The organism is Novosphingobium sp. HNCC26BN242 (assembly GCF_057180525.1).
Map to the genome: position 1 here is coordinate 269,342 of NZ_JBXUGM010000002.1, position 20,625 is coordinate 289,966.

A 20,625-nucleotide genomic window follows, 5' to 3' on the forward strand; every position below is an offset into this window, starting at 1 on the left:
ATGTGCAGTCCCTCTCCTGCCGGATCAGGTAACCGCGATCTGACGGGCAAGGTCGGGCATGATGGGCGGAACTTGTTCCTGCAGGAACCGCACCCGTCCACCGATGATCTGCTCGCTCATCTCGGGCTGGCTGTGCACCCAGAACTTGTTTTCGGCCATCTGTTCAAGGAACAGTCGGCAACCTTCATCGAGATCCATGCCGTAGTCGCGCATCATATCGAACATAGCACGACGGTGGTTTGCGGCGTTATCCGGTTCGCCCTCGCCCGCTTCGGCATTGAAGATGTTGGTGCGCATCATGCCCGGCACGATGGCCGAGACATGGATCGGCAGGTTCTTCAGTTCCATTTCGAGGTAGAGGCATTCGCTGAACGCCTGCACGGCATGTTTAGTCACGGTATAGGCGGTCTGCCCCGGCATCTGCCCGAACGCGCCGACCGAGGAGAGATTGCCGATCCAAGCTTCCTTGCCACTGGCGATGATGCGCGGCACGAAGGCGCGCACGCCGTGGATAACGCCGTGGACGTTGATGTTGAGCGTGGCTTCCCAGCGCGCTGTTGGCACTTCCCAAGTATAGCCAACCGTTTCGATGCCTGCGTTGTTAATCAGGAGCCGCACTTCACCGTGGCGGGAGAACACCAGATCGGCCAGACGGTCCAATTCTTCGGGCAAGGAGACATCAACCTTTTCTGCCTCCGCCTTGCCGCCCGCGGCTTGGATTGCGCAGACAGTTTCGGCTGCTGCGGTCTCGTTGATATCGGTGACAACCACGGTCATCCCAAGTGCGCCTGCACGCCTTGCCAGACCCGCGCCAATGCCCGATCCGGCCCCTGTAATGACGGCAACACCACCTGCAAAAACGTCGTTATCGCGTGCCATTGGCCAGTTCTCCGATGAAGTCAGAGGCGCTGCCAGATACTGGCCGCGCCTCAAAATAAGTGCTCACTAACTATCAAGCGATAATAGAGTCAACGCCCCTTGCGCGGGTAGCTTAGTGCACTAGCATCTGGACGTTTTCACAAAGAGCGCCCTCGGGGTCGGTCGAAAAAACGACGCGTATGCCGTGCTCAGCTTCTTCGCGGATGGGGCCGACCATCTTGCCGCCGTTTGCGGTAATCGTTGCGACCAAGGCGTCCAGATCTTCCACAACAAAGCCAAGAATCACCTGCTGGTCGCGCGGAGCATCGCGTTCTGTAAAATTGAACATAACCAATGAGCCGCGCGCCCAGTCGCCGCCCGGTGCCAGAATAACCTCTCGGAATGGCTGGCCATCGCTTTCGCCCGCCACGCGTTGAACCACGCCGTATCCGTAAACCGCGATATAGTAAGCGGCCATTGCTTCTTCATCGCGGCAGATCAGCTTGGTAAAGCTGGAAAGTGCAGTCATGTTGATATTCTCCCATTCTTTCGGTCGCAAAAATCGCCAAAGCGTTACCCTCAAGCCCTGTGGCTTCGCAAGGCCCGCAATAACGCCGACAGCCATTCTTGATTATCGTAAAAATATCCCGCACTAATTGCGCAATAGCAAGCTGTTCAGTCTTAGAAATTGATGTCCACGATATCAAGATAGGCACAGACAATATGAGCTTGGGGATCTCTGAAAGGGCGTGAATATCATGCGTAGTTACAATGTCGAAAATGGCGTGGTGGATATCGGACGGGTCAAGCTCGACGTGCCTGATACCATCAGCGAGGAGGCCAAAGCCTACCTGCGCTTTGATCCGAACCAGCAGATGCCCCAAGATGCGCCGCCAGTGCCTATGTGGCTGATGCGCGAACCGTTGGCCCCAATGTTCGAATGGCTGAACCAGCAAGCGCTTGAGGTTTTTCCTTGTGATGTGATGGAAACCGCGATTGAGGGCGTGCGATGCCATCGGATTACGCCCAAGGGTGGCGTGCGCCATGCTGACAAACTGCTGATCAACTTGCATGGCGGCGGCTTTGTAATGGGGTCCGATGCCTTGGTTGAAGCAGTCCCGATTGCGGCTGAGACCGGTTGCGAGGTAATTGCCGTCGACTATCGGCTGGCACCCGAGCACCCTTTCCCTGCTGCGGTGGACGATATCGTTGCGGTCTATCGCGATGCGCTCAAGACCCATTCTGCCGCTGACATTATCGTGTTTGGCACATCAGCGGGCGGATTTCTGACCGCGATGGCAATCATGCGCTTCAAGCACGAAGGCCTGCCGCTGCCAGTGGCTTGCGGCGTATTCACCGCTGGTGGCGATGTCACGCAACTAGGCGATACCTACAATTATTTAACGCTTTCAGGATTTTACGGGCACATTGGCGCGAAACTTGACGATCCACAAAGTGAGCGTGGCGCATTTGTCGGTGACGCTGATCGCAATAATCCGCTGCTGGCCCCGATCAAGGGGGACCTTTCCGATTTTCCGCCGACACTGCTAGTCACTGGCACGCGTGATGCCGTACTGAGTTCAGCTGCAATGTTTCATCGCGCCCTTCACAAAGCGGGGCGCGAGGCAGAACTGCACGTATTCGAAGCAATGCCACACGGTTTCTGGTTCAGTGTGGCCATGCCGGAGTCGCGCGAAGCAATTGATCTGATGGCTGGCTTCTTCAGGCGCCATCTTGCGATCCGCGAAGCATAAAGCGTTGTTCAAACGCACGTCGGGCAATCAAGCATCTGCCCGGCGTGCTCCCGAACCATCTGGGTCAGCGACCAGCTTCAGCGTGACGAACCGTGGCAGCGCTGCAGCAGGGGCACGATCGGGCGCAGCTCACGCAAAAGGGGCTGCATTGAAAAAGCCCCTGATCTTGCGATGAAGTTATGTCGCTTACCAATTGAACTTCAGTCCTGCACCAAACTCTCGTGACGCCGTGACGTTCATTTGGAGCCAGATGACATTGACGGTCATTACCACATCCTGAAGTTGGCAATGGCCAACTATATGATAGGTCCGGTCAACTGATTTTGTGCTGATCATCAATAACTTTCCGCTGCCTTCGTTCGATAAGGCCGCGTCTGCATCGCTTTGATGCTTTGATGCATTTTTGTCGCGCATCACTGCAGTGTCCACGTTTGCAAGCGCTAGTGGATTGCTTTTGACATTCGAGTCCTGCTGGCGAGTCCCGCAGGCGAGTCCCGCTGGCCGCGCACTCGCGTTCGAATGTCAGAATCATAAGAACCACCAGGGAGGCGCCCATCGGGCTCGACCACTTAACCGCAGAACATCCCGGCCCGTAGCGGCGCCAATGGCCATTGCTCCTGCCGTCCGCGTTCTACGATTCTAAGACTTTTGCTTGGTAAGCCTCAACCTTCAACCGACGGCAATCGGTATTGTTCGTCTGGCAGGCCTTTCCTCCGCGAAACTTATAATGTAAGTGCCCACTTATAATTAACCGGGAGACCGCCGCAATGGCTTCGATTTTTGCTGCAGACCGCATTGAGTTCTCTCCGCCGGCCGCGGGGCCTGAACTGGCCCGTGCGCTTGATGAAGCCAATGTACCTACTCTGCTTGCGGCCTATACCTATCTTTCGCATGATGCCCACTTTCTTGAACAATTCGCTGAATACATCCGACCGGCCTATTCTTATCCACCTACCGAGATCCCTGAGAGCCTGGCCGACGAATTGCGCCTAAAGCTGCGCCATTTGCTCACCACGGGCGAAGGACTGGCACGTAACACAGCGCCTGACGCACTTGTTCAGCGGATCATGTCGGTCTCCGTCGGCGAGCGGGTCGACGATGAATTCGTCGAGTTGGTCTATGACCAGTGCGGCTTTCGACCGTGGATCGACCGCAGCAAGCTACCAGACCGCCCTGCCCCGAAGCAGGATTTCAAGATTCTGGTAATCGGTGCCGGGATGACTGGGATGGCCGCCGCCACCAAACTGCGCGAGGCGGGCTACGATTTCATTGTGATCGAAAAGAATGCCGATGTTGGCGGCACCTGGTACGAAAACCGCTATCCGGGCGTCGGGGTGGATACGCCCAGCCATTTCTACAGCTTCAGTTGGGAAATCTGGCCGGACTGGCGGCACTATCACCCACATGGTGCCGATATGCAGCGCTACATGACCGGTGTGGCCGATAAGCATGACCTGCGCCGCGACATGCGTTTCAACACCACAGTGCAATCACTGGTCTGGGACGAATCTACCTGCCTGTGGACGGTCACCGTGCGCAATGCCAATGGCTCCACAGAGGCACTGGTCGTCAATGCCGTGATCAATGGTCACGGGCCGGTTAACCGCCCGAAAATGCCGGACATAGCCGGCCTTGCAAACTTCACTGGTCCGGTCGTCCACACCGCCGCCTACCCTGTTGATCTGGATATCAAGGGCAAGCGCGTGGCCGTAATTGGCACTGGTGCCAGTTCTGCTCAACTATGCGGCGCGATCGCACCCGACGTTGCCGCGCTGACCGTCTATCAACGGACCAAACACTGGGTCATCAACAATCCAGAAATCGCCAATGAGGTGAGCGAAGGAATGAAGTGGGCGTTGGCGCACATTCCTGCCTTCAAGGAATGGTTCAGGTTCCGTGTCTATTGGGCAGCGGCTGATGGCTTGTACGCCAATGTAGTAAAGGACCCTGCCTGGTCTGAAAACATGCTCGCCGTGTCCGAGGGCAACGAGATGACCCGGCAATATGCGCTATCTTACATGCAGCAGCGCTTTGCCGACCGGCCCGACCTGATCGAGAAGTTGACGCCGGATTTCCCGATCTTCTCCAAGCGCATCATCCTTGACAATGGCTGGTACGATGCGCTGGCCAGGCCCAATGTCCACCTCGAAGATCAGGCCATTGCGCGCGTCCTGCCCGGTGGGATCGAAGCGGCCGACGGTTCGGTCTTCGAATGCGATGTCATCATCTGCGCTACGGGCTTTAATGTCTCGCAGATGGTCGGCAATCTTGAAATCAAGGGTGAAGGCGGGCGCGATCTGGGCGCGGAATGGGGCACCGAAGACGCGCGCAGCTATCTGGGCATGTGCGTGCCGGGGTATCCCAACTATTTCCACACCGTCGGCCCCAACAGCGCGCCCAACCACGCCGCCGGCCAGAACCTGATCTCTGAAGCGCAGGTCAACTGGATCATCGAGGCGCTCGACCGGATCACCGAATCCGGCGCACGCGCCATAGTGGTGGAGCAAGACGCCTTTGACGCCTGGAACCGCAAGGTCGATGAACGTATGCCCAAGATGATCTGGACGCACCCTCGTGCCAATTCGTACTATAACAATTCGAAGGGCCGCGTCTTCATGTCCTGGCCTTGGCGGCTGGTGGACTTTTTCAATGCCACGCGCCGTCCCGAGCCGGGCAGCTATCGTTTGATCGACTGATCAAAATGGGCTGAACGATCCTGCCCGCATCAAAGTGCGCGGGCAGACGGCGAGAACGTTGGCCGTGACATCTCGGTCAAAAACACCTCGCTGTTCATGGCAAATGTCGGAACGGTGTTGAACGGTCTCTGTATGATGCCCCGCTGAAAACCTCGTGCGCGATGCAGTGAAGTTCTGCTGCCGCGGCGATAGGCTCCCTGACGAGGCGATCACGTTAGCTCGACGACCAGACCCTAAAGGATTTCCAGCGCGCTGTCGCATGCGGCAGTGCCAATCCCAGCGAAACAGAACGGCATTGACGCCCAAGACATCGATAAGTAAGCAAACACATACAAAATTTGCTGGTGCGGCGAATCTGTCGCGCGTGCCCATCGGAGAGATGCCATGACAGCCGATTCCACGTTCCGTCCGATTGCTCCGCCGCGCGTGATCGAGAATGCCTACACGCCCGATCAGCACGCCCGGATGCTTGACGTCGTGCGGCGCAATGGTCCTTGGTCATTGATCTTGGCACAGCATTTCAAATCGCCGGAAGAAGTCGTCGCCACTACGTCTGGTTCGATCCCTGAAGGTTTCATACCTACTTGGGATATGTTCCTCTCGCCGGTATTTCGGGGCTATTTCGGCATTGGTGCGACGCCATTTTATCCTGAGATCGAGGACTGCTTCCTCAACAGCAACTTCCTGGCTCTTGTGCGCAATTACTGGGGCGCAAAGTATGCTACCGCAGAGAACATGCTGTTCAATATTCAGGGACCATGTTCAGGCGGTGGCAGCCCGCACGTTGATGCCACACGCTTTCGCGGCGTTTCGATGAGCGACACACCGATCTGGCTCATGAACACCATGGTCAAATCGGGCCTGTTCGAACACTGGCGCGCCAAGAAAGCGCAGGTGATCACATGGTATTACAAAGGCCGCACCGGAGGCGGTTTTACATACTGGCCAGATGGCCCGCGCCAGGCACCGCAGCAGATCCAAGCCCCGATGTGGGGCCGCGCCGTGGTAGTTGAGAACGAGAAGATGTATCACACCGCGCAGACCAACGGTCCTGCCGCGATGCGCCGCCCGGAAGGGCTTGCTATCAATTCGCTGATGGAAGCCGATCCTGATAATGCAGGTGGTTGGCAGATCACAACTGACGGGCAAGTGATTCAGAAAATCCCGGAAGAAGAGTTCCGCTTCCTCGTCCACTGGGGCGCGGATATCTACATGGACATGGCCGAATTGAAGCGCGGGCTGGATCATACCGATGACCTGACGCACCAGATGATTTTCGATATCATGGTATCGGATCTGCGCAAGCGTGGCGAAGCGTTTCAAATGCCCAACGATCCGCTTACTGACCCGGCGTTCATCGGGCTTCTGACACGTGTTTACGATCCCGGACAGCCGTCGATCTTTCCGCCTGAACCCGAAGAGCAGATGGCTGCCTGAACTCTCATCAGCGGGCCGGGCCAGCCTTCAGCCGCAACATTTCAGTGAGAGCGCTTTCCGACCAATCCGCGCCACCGTAACGGAGCCGAATTGGGATCAGGGCGAGGCACCAGGAAGGAGCAATGCAGAGGCATTGAGACTGACGAGCAACGCTGCGCTGCGCCCAATCCGGCCCGCCGCGTAGCGGTTGCGAGAGGAAGAACTGTGGCCTGCGGTGATCGCGACACGACCGGGCATGGCCCCCCATCCCATGCTAAGCAAGTGGGCACAGTGCTTATGGGCTGTGCGCGTAACACGCTGGCCATAAGCACGACCGAACCGTGCTTTCATATGCGGCGCAGATGACGACAGAACAGCGTGTCGCACCCAAGCAATTCAGGCCATAAATAGCCGGTAGTAAGTGAAGCTTGTACGCTGGTTCGTCCACAAAGGCTTGCTTTTGCGCGGTTGACAGACCGTTTCGTAAAAGTGAGTGAGTATTCATGGCAAGGACGCGCATACCCGGCACCGAACGCCGCACCCAAATCGTTGCAGCGGCGCGGCGCGTGTTTTCACGGCATGGCTATGATGGCGCAAAAACCCTGCAGATCGCGCGCGAGGCGAATATCTCCGAGGCGCTGGTTTATCGTCATTTTCCAAGTAAGCTGTCGCTCTATCGCGCGGTGCTTAGGCAGGTGTTCCTTGAACAAGATGAGCGATGGCAGGAACAGGGCATTCATGCGGTTGGCTCGATGGGATTGGCAGAGGCCATACACACTTTCATCGCAGCCAGTGTCACCGACGCACAGGATCCTGAACGCCATGATTCGCACCGAATGACGCTCGCGAGTCTTGCTGGGGACGGTTCGTATGCAAGCCTGATCTACCGCCGGTCCCAGCGCCGCAATGCAGCTTCGATGGACGCGGCTTATGCTTCGGCCCGGGCTGACGGCGGGCTTGTCGGTAAGGCGCTTGACGTACCAGCTGCAGCAATGTTCATTGAACATGTCGGCACCATGATTGCGGCCATCGGCGCACTGCCACCAGCAGCGCAGCCCTATGGTGTCGAGAGTGACGACCTTGTCCGTCAAGCCACGTGGTTCTGCCTTCGCGGTATCGGCATGACCGAGACAGTCATCACAGACTACTTCGCCAGCCGCATCTGACGACACTATCGCCATAAAGAATTGTGTGACGAAACGCATCGGGTGCTGATCGACGCAGACAACTTGCGGACCGCGCAAAAGCCTCAAACTGTTACACTAGTGGTTCGATTCTGACATTTGCATCCCTGTTGGGATGGGTTGGCGCAAATGTCAGAATCATAAGAACCACTAGAAAATATATGATCCTATTGGATTTTATGATTTTGACATTCGAACGCGACAGCGCGACCAGCGGGACTCGAAGGTCAAAATCAATCCACTGGAGCGCACCCCAACAACGCGCATCGGGAACAGGAAAGGCGACCCACCAATGTCGATTGGCAAGACTGGGTTCGCTGCTTCGGAAGCCTTTTGGGGCCTCGCCGTGCCTGACGGCGCGGCTGCTGCTCAACGGGGCTATCAGCACTGTTACGAAAGCAAATACGCAGAATTTCATACCAGTGGCATGCCCATGATTGCATATGCCGCGCAATCGGGTGGCTATTGTATCGAGTTCGCAACAGGCTCTGTTGGCGAATATTTGGCTATCCGCTGTGCCTAGGGGAACGCAGGCGAGCCGGTCTTCTGCGAAACCAATCTCATTAAAGCCGGTCAACTGGGCGAGAACAAGTATATGGAAATCCGATACATTTTCCCCAATCAGTAACGTCATATCCTCCCTGTGGCCGAACATTGAGCTGGAACTCGGACGGAGGATTTCATACCAACCTGCTGCGACCGACTATAAGAGCGGTTCGCCCATTCTTACAAGGTCAGCCAGCAGACGGATGGTCGGGACTTCCACGCCTGCTTTTGCAGCGAGCTTCTCTATCGCGCCGTTGATCGATTCGATCTCGGTCAGACGGCCCGCCAGGCGATCTTGCAGCATCGACGGTTTGTGCGTGCGATGATTGGCAAGGGCAAAATCTGTCTTTGCCATAAGCCTGTCGCGGTCGATCGCGATGCCGAGCGCCGTGGCAGTGACAATGGCTTCGTCGATCACTTGGGCGGCGATGCGGCGTCCTTCGGCACTGTCGAGCCCGCCGACAGGCAGGCCGGTGATGGTCGAAAGCGCATTGAGCGCGGCATTGAAGGCGACCTTTTCCCAGACAGCGGATTGCACTTGCGCTTCGGCTGCAGCGTTGAGCCCTCCGGCATTGAGCAGGGCGGCGACGGCATCGGCATGGCCATGCGCCGCTTCATTCGTGCCGCCCAGCCAAATGTGCCCTTGCCCGTGCGACGCGACGCGATTGGGGCCTTCAAGGTCGGCCGGGAAATCGGTGACGCCCCATAGAATTCGTTCGCCTTCAAAGACATCAGCGATGGCTTCCACATTGCCGAGGCCGTTCTGCAAGGTCAACGCAAGACAGTGGCCATCGTTTAGATGCGCAACCGACCGGATTGCGGAGGCGCTGTGCATGCCCTTGGTCATCAGGATGACCAGATCGGCCGGACCCGTTACATCCTCAGCCAAAGCCGCGCTGACATGGGCCACATGATTGCCGTCATCGTCGTGCAAGTGAATGCCTTCGCGGCTAATCAGGTCCAGCCGATCCGCGCTGACATCGACCACGATCACATCCTGCCCGCCCAGTGCCAATCGCGCCGCAAACAGGCACCCCATTGCTCCGGCACCGACAACCACCACTTTTGCCATGTCGCAAGTCCTCTCACGTGTGTGCGCGAGTGTCCTTGCAATTTGTGGCGGCCGTCAACTCCCCCGATCAGCGGTTTGCTGCAGCGGAAAAAACTGAAGAAACTGGCGCGCAGCGCGCGGCAGCAGGCCGGACCGCCTGCGGAACAACAGGAAGCGGCGCGTCCGCTCCATGGCGGGCACGTCCAGCTTGCGCATGGTGGCATTGGCCAGATGCGCAGCCAGCAGGGGTTGGGGCAGCCAGCACAGCAGGTCACTGTTGGCGCTGACGGCGATCATGGTTTCGACGGAGGACGTTTCCACCGCGATCACCGGGGGCGGCAACCCTAAGCCCGCGCAAACCGTCTCGAACTGGATGCGCGGGGTCATGGCCCGGCCCGGCATGACCCAACCTTGCGCGGCGAGTTCATCCAGCGTGGGCTGCTGAGGCAAGGTATGCGTGCGGGCGCAGAACACCGCGAAATCGTCGGTGTAATTGCATGTGCCGATAAGTTCGACGCCTGCTGGATCAAGCTCGCTGGCGGTAACGGCAAGATCGATGCGCCGTCCGGTCAGCGCATCGCCCAGCTCGCCGTCCACCGCCTCTATCGCTTCGGCGGTGAGTTGCGGAAACTCCTGCAGCAGCCTGCCTAGCGATTGGGCCACCAAGGTTCGCATCACCGCAGCGACTGCACCAACCCGCACCGTGCCCCGGCGCAGGCCGCGCAAGGCATCAAGCTCAGCGCGGGCAGCGAGCATTTCGGACTGGAGCAGGCGCGCGTGCGGCAACAGCGCTTCGCCCGCAGCGGTCAGCGTCATGCCTTTGCTCTGCCGTTCGAACAGGGGATGGCCAAGACCCTGCTCCATCCGCTGGATCACGCGGCTGAGCGAGGGCTGGGTGAGATGCACCAGCGTTGCGGCCCGGCCGAGGCTGCCGGTTTCGGCCACAGCGAGGAATGCGCGCAACTGGCGTTCGTCCAGATCCATGCAATATGTGTATGGCTTTCAGCCGGATATGCAATTGCATCTATTGCAGCATAACATCACACTGAAGGCCAGACTGACGCCGGAATCGGCGCACACACTTGGGAGAACCTATGCCGACCGTCCGCCACGCCACCGTTGCGCTGCTGCGCGAGCTAGGCATGACCACGATTTTCGGCAATCCGGGATCGACCGAACTGCCGATGTTCCGGGACTTTCCTGAGGACTTCCGCTATGTAATGGGGCTTCAGGAAAGCGTAGTGCTGGGCATGGCCGATGGCTTTGCGCAAGGGACGCGCAATGCCGCGCTGGTCAACCTGCACAGCTCTGCGGGGGCGGGTCATGCGCTGGGCAACCTGTTTACTGCGTGGAAGAACCAGACACCACTGGTGGTGACCGCCGGGCAGCAGGCGCGTTCGATCCTGCCCTATGAGCCGTTCCTGTTTGCCGAGCGGCCCACCGAATTCCCCCGGCCTTTCGTGAAGTGGGCTTGCGAACCAGCCCGCGCGCAGGACGTGCCAGCTGCCATCGCGCGCGCCTATCACGTGGCGATGGAGCCGCCCTATGGGCCGACGTTCGTTTCCATCCCGATTGATGATTGGGACCAGCCATGTGATCCGCACCCCGCGCGGCGCATCCATGCGCAGCGGGTACCTGAGCGCGCAGCGATTGACGACTGCAGCGCGGCGCTGGCCAAGGCTTGTGCGCCCGCGATTGTGGTGGGGGCAGGCGTGGCGCGCGACGGGGCGTGGGATGCGGTGATTGCGCTGGCCGAGCGGCACAAGGCGGCGGTGTGGGTTGCGCCGATGTCTGCGCGGTGCAGCTTTCCTGAAGACCACCCACTGTTTGCAGGCTTTCTGACGGCCGGGCGTGAGGCGATTGTTGCGGCGCTCTCGCCCCATGACTTCGTGCTGGCGCTGGGCGGACCGATGAACCTGTACCACGTGGAGGGAGCTGGGCCGCACATGCCGGAACATGCCGAAGTCTGGCTGATCGGTGACAATCATGTCCACGCCGCATGGGCACCGGCAGGCACGGCCATCGTGGCGAATTGCGATGCGGCACTGGCCATGCTGCTGGAAGGTCCGGCTCCGGCGGTGGAGCGCATTGCCCCAGCGCCCTGCCCGCGTCCGGCGCGGCTTGATGGCAGCGTGATGACCGATGCCTATGTGCTGCAGCAGATTGCCACGCTGCGCCCCCATGGCGCGATCATCGTTGAAGAAGCGCCTTCGAGCCGGGGGGCGATGCACGACCTTTTGCCCATCATCGGGCGCGATACATTTTATACGACGGCGAGCGGCGGGCTGGGGCACGGACTTCCTGCAGCGGTTGGCATGGCGCTGGCTCGGCGCGATGAGAAGGTGGTGGCGGTGCTGGGCGATGGATCGGCGATGTATGCCATTCAGGGCCTGCACGCGGCGGCGCAACTGGGGCTGCCGGTCAGCTTCGTGATCCTGAAGAACGGGCGGTACGAGGCCCTGCACAGCTTCGGTCGGCACTTCGGGATGCAAAGCCTTGTCGGCACGCAGTTCCCCGAACTCGATTTCTGCGCGCTGGCGACGGGGCATGGCGTGGTGGGACGCCGGGCGGAGGATGCCGCATCGCTGGATGCCGCGCTACAGTGGTCGTTCGCCGCTGACGGGCCAACGCTGGTGGAAGCGGTGGTGGCATGAGCATCGATGTGAAGGCCTATGTCGACGACAGGCCCGATGAGGGCATTTTCCGCGTCAACCGCGCGATCTTTACAGACGAACAGGTGTTCGAGGCGGAGATGGCGCGGATTTTTGAAGGTGGGTGGGTGTTTCTGGGGCTGGAGGCACAGGCCCCTGCCCTCCACGATTTCTTCACCACATTTGCCGGGCGCGTGCCCATTCTGGTGCAGCGGGATGGCGAGGGCGAGTTACGCGCTTTCGTCAATTCCTGCCCGCACAAAGGCGCGCGGCTGGCGCAGACGCAGGCGGGCAATGCGCGGCTGCACGTGTGCCCTTATCACAGCTGGAGCTTTGACAGCGCGGGCCGCAGCAAGGCAGTGAAGTGGCAGAAGGCGGGGTGTTACAGCGCCGCGTTCGACCAGCAGGACCATGGGCTGGCTGCGGTGCCGTGCTTCGAAAACTATCGCGGGTTCCTGTTCGGCAGTCTGTCTGCCGATGTGCCGCCGCTGGCCAACTATCTGGGCGAGGCGGCCAAGCTGCTCGATCTGGTAGCAGACCAGAGCGAGGAGGGTGCCGAACTGGTGCCGGGGCAGGTGACGTTCACCTATCAGGCCAACTGGAAGCTGCAGTTGGAAAACTGTTCGGACGCCTATCACTTCACCTCGGCGCACCCGTCCTACATCCGTGTGCTGGAGCGGCGGCAGCAGGAGACGAGCGGCGAGGTGGTCGCCTCTGTCTGGGAGAACAGCGACTACTGGAAGGAAGAGACGCAAGGCATCGGCGGGGGCAGCTATTCGTTTCCCAACGGCCACGTGCTGAACTGGGGCGTCTTCGGCATCACGCCCACGATCCCGCTCTATGAAAGCGCTGCCGTGCTGGCGCAGCGGCACGGTGAGGGCAAGCGCGACTGGATGTTCAATATGCGCAACCTGACGATCTTTCCCAACCTGCAAGTGGCGGAAAACGCATCGAGCCAGTTGCGCGTGATCCGCCCGCTTGGCCCCGGCCTTACCGAAATGCGCACATGGTGCATCGCGCCCAAGGGGGAAAGTGATGCGGCGCGCCGCCAGCGCATTCGGCAGTATGAGGACTTCTTCAACCCCACCGGCATGGCCACGCCCGATGACACGGTGAGTTATGAGAACTGCCAGATCGGCTATGCCGGGACTGTCGATCCGTGGCTGCAAGGCTATGCGCGCGGGATGACCGCATCGGTGGAGGGCGGAAACCGCTTTTCAGATCGCATCAGCCTGAACCCGGCGCGCAGCGTGTTGGCGGATTCGCAGCTGTGCGATGAAACGCTCTACCACGCCTATTATCGCGCGTGGGCCGAGCGGATGGGAGACGCGGCATGACGGCTCCTCTTATGCGCGCGCAAGCCGAAGACCTACTGTTCCGCGAGGCGCTGCTGATCGATACGCGCCGCTATGACGCATGGCTGGCGATGTTCACGCCCGATGTGGAATTCTGGATGCCCGCGTGGCGCAGCGAAACCGAGACGACGACCGACCCAGACCGCGAGCTTTCGCTGATCTACTACAAGGGCCGGCGCAATCTGGAGGACCGCGTGATGCGGCTGACGTCGGGCCTGTCCACCGCCTCCACCCCGCCCCCGCGCGTGGTTCATGCGGTGAGCAACGTGCTCGTCACACCCGCCGATGCGGACACGGCAGAGGTGAGCGCCGTGTTCACCTGCCACCGCTTCGATGTGCGCATGAACCGCGCCGAATGCTTCTTCGGACGCTATGAATACGCGCTGCGGCGCGAGGGTGCCGACTGGTTGATCGCGCGCAAGAAGATCACGCTGCTCAATGACACAATCCCGACGGTGGTGGACATTACCTCGATCTGAAGGCACGGGTTGGGCATGAAGCTCTCGTTCTTTCGTGCTGTCATCGCCGCCGCCCTGCTGACGCTTGCGCCCGCAGCCTTGGCGCGCGAAACAGCCTTTCCGGCGATGTCGGAAGAAGCGCTGGCACCCAAGACCACGCCGAAAGCCCATGACGTGACCGTCATCGTCTTCTCCGATTACGGCTGCCCCTATTGCAAGAAGTTGCACGGCACGCTGGTGCAACTGCTGGCGCGCGATCCCAAAGTACGGATCGTCTGGCGAGACTGGCCGATCTTTGGCGAAGCTTCGCTGCTGGCGGCGCGTGCAGCGATTGCCAGCCAGTGGCAGGGCAAACACGCCGCCTTCAACGCTGCGATGTTTGCACAGCCGGGGCGCGTGACCGAGGCAACGGTCAAGGCTGCAGCAAAGGCAGCGGGTGTGGACTGGGCACGCTTGCAGCAGGACATGAAAGCCCGCGCCAAAGAGATCGACACCGTCATCGGGCGCAGCAATGCCGGGGCCAAGGCGCTGGAGTTTCAAGGCACGCCGGGGCTGCTGATCGGCAATGCCCGTTTTGGAGGAGCGGCTTCGCTGACCCAGCTGATGGAAGCGGTCGACAAGGCGCGCAAGGCGGGTGTCGGCTGAGTTCCGATGTTGCGCTGCAATATCGCTTTTATTGCAGAACTCTTGCACAACGTGCGGTTTTATCGATCACTGTTATGAGGCAAACCCGTTGGGAATGGCAGGCCATCTGACCTAACCGACTGACAGCCCGCGTTCTTGCGCGGGGATAACAGGAGGAGAGTCAGCCATGACAATCAGGAAATTCCATTTGGCCGCATTTCTGGCCGCCGGTTCTATGCTGGCGTTGACCGGTGCCGCCCATGCGCAAGACGGCGGGGCATCGCCAGTCATTTCCGAAGGCACTGCCACCAAGGAATGGTGGCCCAAGAGCGTGGATCTGACCGCGCTGCGCCAGAACGAAGCCGTGAATGCCAATCCCTATGGCCCGGACTTTGACTACGCCAAGGAGTTCGCCTCGCTCGATCTCGATGCGGTGAAGGAAGACATCCGCAAGACGCTGAAGACATCGCAGCCGTGGTGGCCGGCCGACTATGGTCACTATGGCCCGTTCTTCATCCGTATGGCATGGCACAGCGCGGGCACCTATCGCACCGGTGACGGGCGTGGTGGTTCGGATGGCGGCGAAATGCGCTTTGAACCGCTGAACTCATGGCCCGACAACGTGAACCTCGACAAGGCACGCCGCCTGGTGTGGCCGATCAAGCAGAAGTATGGTCGCAAGCTGTCTTGGGGCGATCTGATGGTGCTTTCAGGCACGGTTGCCATGGAGGACATGGGCTTCAAGACGCTGGGCTTTGCCGGTGGCCGCGTGGATGCCTGGCAGCCCGATCTGGTGTTCTGGGGCCCGGAAACCAAGATGCTGGACGACAAGCGCCGTGATGCCAAGGGCAACTTGAAAGGTCCGCTGGGCGCAACGCAGATGGGCCTGATCTATGTGAACCCCGAAGGCCCGAACGGCGTGCCCGATCCACTGGCCGCTGCCAACGACATCCGCCGTGCCTTTGGCGCGATGGCCATGAACGATGAAGAAACCGCCGCGCTGATCGTGGGCGGCCACACCTTCGGCAAAGCGCACGGCGCACGCAAGCCAGACGAATGCGTTGCCGCTGATCCGGGCATGGGCAAGATCGAACAGCAGGGCCTTGGCTGGGCCAACAAGTGTGGCAAGGGCAATGCCGAAGACACCGTATCGAGCGGTCTTGAAGGCGCATGGTCGGCCAATCCGATTGCGTGGAGCAGCCAGTACCTCGACAACCTCTATGGCTTCGAATGGGTAAAGACTAAGAGCCCGGCCGGTGCCACGCAGTGGATTCCCAAGGACCCAGCCGCCGCCAGCCTCGTGCCCGATGCGCACCGCGCCGATGTGCGCCACGCGCCGATCATGTTCACCACCGACATCGCGATGCGTGAAGACCCCGGCTTCCGCAAGATCACGATGGCATGGCAGAAGAACCCCGATCTGCTCGCCGATGCCTTTGCCCGCGCATGGTTCAAGCTGACCCACCGCGACATGGGTCCGCAGGCCCGCTATCTGGGCAAGGACGCGCCCAAGGTGACGCTGGCATGGCAGGACCCGCTGCCTGAAGCAACGTATGCCATGGTCGATGCAGGTGACATTGCGCAGCTGAAGGGCAGCATCCTGTCATCGGGCCTGACCACCGCAGAACTGGTGCGCACGGCATGGGCTTCGGCCTCGTCGTTCCGCGCGACTGACATGCGTGGCGGTGCCAATGGTGCGCGTCTGCGGCTTGCCCCGCAGAAGGACTGGGCGGTCAACGATCCGGCAGAAGTGGCCAAGGTTACGGCCAAGCTGGATGCGATCCGCACCTCCTTCAACAAGGGTGCCAAGGGCGGCAAGCAGGTCAGCCTGGCCGATCTGATCGTGCTGGGCGGCAATGCGGCCATCGAACAGGCAGCCAAAGCGGCCGGGCAGGACGTGTCCGTGCCGTTCACCCCGGGCCGCGTCGATGCCACGCAGGCGCAGACCGATGTCGACTCCTTCAACTTCCTCCAGCCAAAGGCCGATGCCTTCCGCAATTACTACGCGGCAGACTCGTTCTATGCGCCGGTCGAAGCGATGGTCGACAAGGCCGACATGCTGGGCCTGACTGTACCGGAACTGACCGTGCTTGTGGGCGGCATGCGCACGTTGGGTGCCAATGCCGGTGGTTCGAAGGCGGGCGTGTTCACCGACCGTCCGGGCACGCTGACCAACGACTTCTTCACCAACCTGCTGTCGATGGATAACGTCTGGACCAAGGCGGCAACGCCGGGCCTTTATGAAGGCAAGGACCGCAACGGCGGCGCGGTGAAGTGGACCGCAACCCCGGTTGATCTGGTGTTCGGTTCCAATTCGGAACTGCGCGCGGTGGCTGAGGTCTATGCATCCAGCGATGGCAAGGCCAAGTTCACTGCCGATTTCGTGGCGGCATGGACCAAGGTGATGAACGCCGACCGGTTCTGATCAATAACCGCACAAAGGCAGCGGCGGCAGGGCTTTGGCTCTGCCGCCGTTTGTTTATTCAAACACCACGAACGGCGCCCACACATGCGGATTGGCGGAATCGGGCAACTTCGGATCATCCATCGCGCGCAACATCGCCCGGCGCAGCGCCTCGGCAGGTAAACGCCCTCCTGCCGCCTCGCGCAGCACGCTGCCGGTAATCGCAGCGGCAGCATCATCGCGCACCGGCCAGTGTGACAGCATCAGCGTGCGCGCTCCGGCATAGCGGAACGCTTGGGCAAGGCCCGAATAGGCCGGCGCAGCTTCACCATCACCGGCAGCGGTATTGCAGGCCGACAGGATCACCCAATCGGCATCGAGCCTGAGCAGGCTGATTTCTGACGCCGTTAGCACGCCGTCGCCATTTGCCTTTTCATCAGGGCGGGCCAGCACCAGCGCGGGTTCGGAAATGCCCTCCATCTCGCCCGCCACCAGTGCGTGCGTAGCAAACAACAGCACGCGATACTGGTCGAGCGGGGAAGCCCGAAATGCGTCTTCACTGGCTGCAGCTCCGGTCAGCACCGTAGCATTTCGGACGCTGCGGGCAACCGTGGCGATTTCGGCAGATTCGAGCGATGGCAGCGCGGCGAGCGAGGTGGCATCGGCCTTTCCGCCCCGAAATACCGCGCTGGCCAGGACTGTGCGCGCGCCTGCCGGACTGTTTGCGGCCGGATGGTTGTCGGCCATCCGATCGGCCCCGAACGGGGTGGGCGCGCCCAGCGCCAGCATCGTGCCTTGCGCCATCGACCGGCGCGCCTGCCCCCGCACCGGAACCAGCGTGGCACTGATCGCCATGGCATAGCGTCTGATGAGAAACGGGGCGCCTTTGGCCGTGGTACCCATCGGCTTTTCAAGCAGCGCGGCAAAGGGAATGGCGGCGGCATCATCGCCAGTAACAATGCGCAAGGTGCGCGTGTTGCGCAGGCCCGCTGCCGGAAGGTCGGCAAAGATGGCGCGATAGAGATCGTGCGAGGCCACCGGATCAAACGCCCCGCGATCCAGCGCGCGGCGCAGTTGCACGGCGTTGCCTGCGAAAGCCGCCCGCGTGGGCTTCATGCGCTGGACCTGCATAGTGCCGGGCGTTGCTAACATCACGAAGGATGAACCAAGCGCCGGAATAATGGCCAGCGCCGCCTCATCCTTGGCCAGCGACGCTGCAAGATCGTCCGGCGAAATGGTTTGCCGCGCCGCAAGCACGGCCCATGACGGATCGGCTTGTGCCAGTGCCGTCCGTTGCCGTGCCAGCTCTTCCAGCGCAGTATCGCGCGCAGCGCGCGCAGCTTCCCAATCACCGCCATTGCCCAGCAGCAACAGATAGACCGAATTGGCCCGGCGATAGGCCTGTTCGGCATCCTGCAAACTGCGCAGACGCACGGCCAAGGCAGGATCGGCGGCACCGGCACGCGCGGCAGCAAGCCGCGTGGACCGCGCCACTTTGGAACCGACCAGAATCTGCGATGCGTTCAGCGCCAATTGCAAATCGCCGCGTTGCACGGCCAGCCGCATGGCGAGATCAAGCGACAGACGATCGGCGAGAAGCAGTTCGCCATCAGCACTGCCATCCAGCCTGTCAGCCACCGCGCGCACCAGATCTTCCCCGGCCTGGCCTGCGCAATCTGGCGCCTCAGCGCCCACCAGCGCGGCCATGACGCAAGCCTGCGCCTGCCCCAAAGCTGGAACACGCGGGCCTTTGGCCACCGCAAGGTGCGCTTGCGCTGCTGCCGCTGCACCCGCAAAATCGCCTTCATCAAGGCGGGCCAGCGCAATACCGGGCAGCAGCGTTTCTGCAGCTCCAGCGGCTTTCGAGCGGTTCCAGATTTCGAAGGCCTGGTCGAGCGTCTCGCGCGCCTGAGGCAGTTTGCCGAGAGCAAGGCGCGTATGACCCAGAAACGTCAGCGCACGCAGGCGGTCTTGCGCGCTGGCCCGGTCTCCCAGCGTATCAAGCGTTGCAATCGCCTGCAGCAGCGCAGGCTCTGCTTCTGCATAGCGACCAAGATCCGCCAGCAGGCCGCCCAACGTGCTCAGCCCGCTGGCATAGTTGCCATCACGCGATCCCGTTGTGGTCACGCGAATTTCCAGCGCATGGCGTGCCACCTCCACCGCTTCGCTGCGCTTGCCTGCACCAGCAAGGACGAGCGCCAGTGATTCCACCGCACGCACATGGCCAAGATCGCTTTTCGGGACATGGACAGTCACCTGTTCAACCGCGAGGCGAGCCAACGCTTCGGCCTCTTCATAGCGGCCTGCCCGCACCATACGCAGTGCCAGATTATAGCGGGCGCTGATGGTCGAAGGGTGGAATTCGCCGACCGCCCGCACCCGCGCAGCGACCCCCGCTTCCTGTGCGCGGACCGCATCGTCATATTCGCCAAGCTGCAGATGGGCGAGGGCCAGAACATAGGCGATGTTGGATTCACCCATGTCCAGCGCCGGTGTGGAAGGCATGTTCCCGCGGCGCTGCGCAAGATAGCGCGCCGCCTCGCCCAATCGCTCTGCTGCCTTGCGGTACATTGCCCGGCGCATCTCTACATCGCCCGCCAGTGCAATCGCCTGAACATAGGCATCGGGTGCAAGATCACGATAGGGCCTGACAACCGCATAAGCCTTTTCGGCATTTGTCAGCGTTGCATCCAGATCACCATCTTCGCGCGCACCATCGGCCAGGGCAACCAGCCCGCGCGCCAGATAAGGCGCGGTCACAGCACCAGACGGCGCTTTTTCGGCAGTGGCAACCAGCACCTTTGCCGCCTGCACACTGGCGGCCTGCGTGTCTCGGTTGGGATTGGCGTTCTGGCGATTGATCGCCCGCGTGAGGGCTTGGTCAAGCGCCTCCAGCGAGTCTGGCTGAACAGCTGCGGCCCATGCCGAACCGACCGTTGCCATAACCGGCACTGCCAGACAGACCACTGCCAGATGGCGCACAAAGGCCAGCGCAATAGCGGCAGTCCGCCGAATGTTGACCATGCAGAGGTCCCCTCAAGCCGATCGGTGCAAGGTGGCACCAAACTTCAGCAACAATCAGCAATGTCGTAATGATCGTTCGCTTTGGCGCAAGAGCTTCCCATGGCCAGAAAACCGACGTGCCGAGACATCTTGCGTCATAAACAACGCATCGGTTCCGGGGGGATTGGGAAAAATGGCGCACCCGACAGGATTCGAACCTGTGACCCCTGCCTTCGGAGGGCTTCCAGATTCCATAACTATATGGAATCATTTGGATTTTCCTTATCGTCTTTTGTGAACTTTGACGGATTTCCGCGCTTTTTGATGGAACCTTTCAGACGTTCTGTGAACTCATGTGCACCGGAATTGCCGGTGTCCGATTATGTATCTCAATTGGCCACCACTGGGTAGCGTCATTTATCTACAGGCTGCAGCTCAGCAGGTCGATTTGCGTTCGGCACCCGCAATTCCAGCGGGAAAGCCTGGTCAGCCACGATCCTGTGAAACAACAACCGAACTGCATCAGAAGTCGACAGGCCCATCGCGCTCAGCGCTTCAATCGCCTGCGCTTTCAGTTCAGCATCCAATCGGACATGCAGCATCGAAGTGTGGGTTGCCATCTCGG

General features: G+C 60.6%; 17 protein-coding genes. 10 read left to right on the forward strand and 7 right to left on the reverse strand.

What is annotated here, in order from left to right; translation table 11 throughout:
• Positions 1–24 precede the first annotated feature (24 nt).
• Positions 25–879 carry an SDR family NAD(P)-dependent oxidoreductase gene (locus AC2A1F_RS08925; RefSeq protein WP_484208412.1) on the reverse strand — a complete coding sequence of 285 codons (855 nt, stop codon included), beginning with the start codon at positions 877–879 and terminating at the stop codon, positions 25–27.
• 112 nt (positions 880–991) lie between these two features.
• The gene (locus AC2A1F_RS08930) at positions 992–1,387 is read right to left on the reverse strand and encodes a VOC family protein (protein WP_484208413.1); all 396 of its coding nucleotides are present in this window, start codon (positions 1,385–1,387) and stop codon (positions 992–994) included.
• 229 nt (positions 1,388–1,616) lie between these two features.
• Between AC2A1F_RS08930 and AC2A1F_RS08935 the strand changes: the two genes are divergently transcribed.
• Entirely contained in the window at positions 1,617–2,612 is a 996-nt protein-coding gene (locus AC2A1F_RS08935; RefSeq protein ID WP_484208414.1) for an alpha/beta hydrolase, read from the forward strand.
• A gap of 186 nt (positions 2,613–2,798) precedes the next feature.
• Here AC2A1F_RS08935 and AC2A1F_RS08940 read toward each other — a convergent pair whose 3' ends face one another.
• Entirely contained in the window at positions 2,799–3,026 is a 228-nt protein-coding gene (locus AC2A1F_RS08940; RefSeq protein WP_484208415.1) for a hypothetical protein, read from the reverse strand.
• 353 nt (positions 3,027–3,379) lie between these two features.
• Here AC2A1F_RS08940 and AC2A1F_RS08945 point away from each other — a divergent pair, with 353 nt between their 5' ends.
• The 4 genes from AC2A1F_RS08945 (at position 3,380) to AC2A1F_RS08960 (ending at position 8,431) form a co-directional block, all read left to right on the forward strand.
• Positions 3,380–5,308, forward strand: a complete 1,929-nt coding sequence (locus AC2A1F_RS08945) for a flavin-containing monooxygenase (protein WP_484208416.1) — start codon at positions 3,380–3,382, stop codon at positions 5,306–5,308.
• Between the two features lie 384 nt (positions 5,309–5,692).
• A complete protein-coding gene (locus AC2A1F_RS08950) occupies positions 5,693–6,745 on the forward strand; it encodes a hypothetical protein (protein WP_484208417.1) in 1,053 nt (350 codons plus the stop codon).
• Between the two features lie 482 nt (positions 6,746–7,227).
• Positions 7,228–7,890: a TetR/AcrR family transcriptional regulator gene (locus tag AC2A1F_RS08955; protein ID WP_484208418.1), complete on the forward strand. Its 663-nt coding sequence runs from the start codon at positions 7,228–7,230 to the stop codon at positions 7,888–7,890.
• A 310-nt stretch (positions 7,891–8,200) separates the two neighbouring features.
• Entirely contained in the window at positions 8,201–8,431 is a 231-nt protein-coding gene (locus AC2A1F_RS08960) for a hypothetical protein (protein ID WP_484208419.1), read from the forward strand.
• Between the two features lie 180 nt (positions 8,432–8,611).
• Here the strand turns inward: AC2A1F_RS08960 and AC2A1F_RS08965 are convergent, their stop codons facing one another.
• The gene (locus AC2A1F_RS08965; RefSeq protein ID WP_484208420.1) at positions 8,612–9,526 is read right to left on the reverse strand and encodes a ketopantoate reductase family protein; all 915 of its coding nucleotides are present in this window, start codon (positions 9,524–9,526) and stop codon (positions 8,612–8,614) included.
• Positions 9,527–9,580: 54 nt separating this feature from the next.
• A complete protein-coding gene (locus tag AC2A1F_RS08970; RefSeq protein WP_484208421.1) occupies positions 9,581–10,489 on the reverse strand; it encodes a LysR family transcriptional regulator in 909 nt (302 codons plus the stop codon).
• A gap of 110 nt (positions 10,490–10,599) precedes the next feature.
• Between AC2A1F_RS08970 and mdlC the strand changes: the two genes are divergently transcribed.
• From mdlC to katG, 5 genes are all read left to right on the forward strand, one after another.
• A complete protein-coding gene (mdlC, locus tag AC2A1F_RS08975; protein WP_484208422.1) occupies positions 10,600–12,159 on the forward strand; it encodes a benzoylformate decarboxylase in 1,560 nt (519 codons plus the stop codon).
• Positions 12,156–13,493 carry an aromatic ring-hydroxylating oxygenase subunit alpha gene (locus tag AC2A1F_RS08980; RefSeq protein ID WP_484208423.1) on the forward strand — a complete coding sequence of 446 codons (1,338 nt, stop codon included), beginning with the start codon at positions 12,156–12,158 and terminating at the stop codon, positions 13,491–13,493. The genes mdlC and AC2A1F_RS08980 overlap by 4 nt, the downstream gene beginning before the upstream one ends.
• A complete protein-coding gene (locus AC2A1F_RS08985; RefSeq protein ID WP_484208424.1) occupies positions 13,490–13,990 on the forward strand; it encodes an aromatic-ring-hydroxylating dioxygenase subunit beta in 501 nt (166 codons plus the stop codon). The genes AC2A1F_RS08980 and AC2A1F_RS08985 overlap by 4 nt, the downstream gene beginning before the upstream one ends.
• A gap of 15 nt (positions 13,991–14,005) precedes the next feature.
• A complete protein-coding gene (locus AC2A1F_RS08990; RefSeq protein ID WP_484208425.1) occupies positions 14,006–14,614 on the forward strand; it encodes a DsbA family protein in 609 nt (202 codons plus the stop codon).
• 166 nt (positions 14,615–14,780) lie between these two features.
• Positions 14,781–17,018, forward strand: a complete 2,238-nt coding sequence (gene katG, locus AC2A1F_RS08995) for a catalase/peroxidase HPI (RefSeq protein WP_484208426.1) — start codon at positions 14,781–14,783, stop codon at positions 17,016–17,018.
• 54 nt (positions 17,019–17,072) lie between these two features.
• On the opposite strand, the gene AC2A1F_RS09000 is transcribed toward katG, so the two are convergent.
• Positions 17,073–20,021 carry a CHAT domain-containing protein gene (locus tag AC2A1F_RS09000; protein ID WP_484208427.1) on the reverse strand — a complete coding sequence of 983 codons (2,949 nt, stop codon included), beginning with the start codon at positions 20,019–20,021 and terminating at the stop codon, positions 17,073–17,075.
• Positions 20,022–20,413: 392 nt separating this feature from the next.
• Positions 20,414–20,620: a type II toxin-antitoxin system RelB/DinJ family antitoxin gene (locus AC2A1F_RS09005; RefSeq protein ID WP_484208428.1), complete on the reverse strand. Its 207-nt coding sequence runs from the start codon at positions 20,618–20,620 to the stop codon at positions 20,414–20,416.
• Positions 20,621–20,625: the final 5 nt, after the last annotated feature.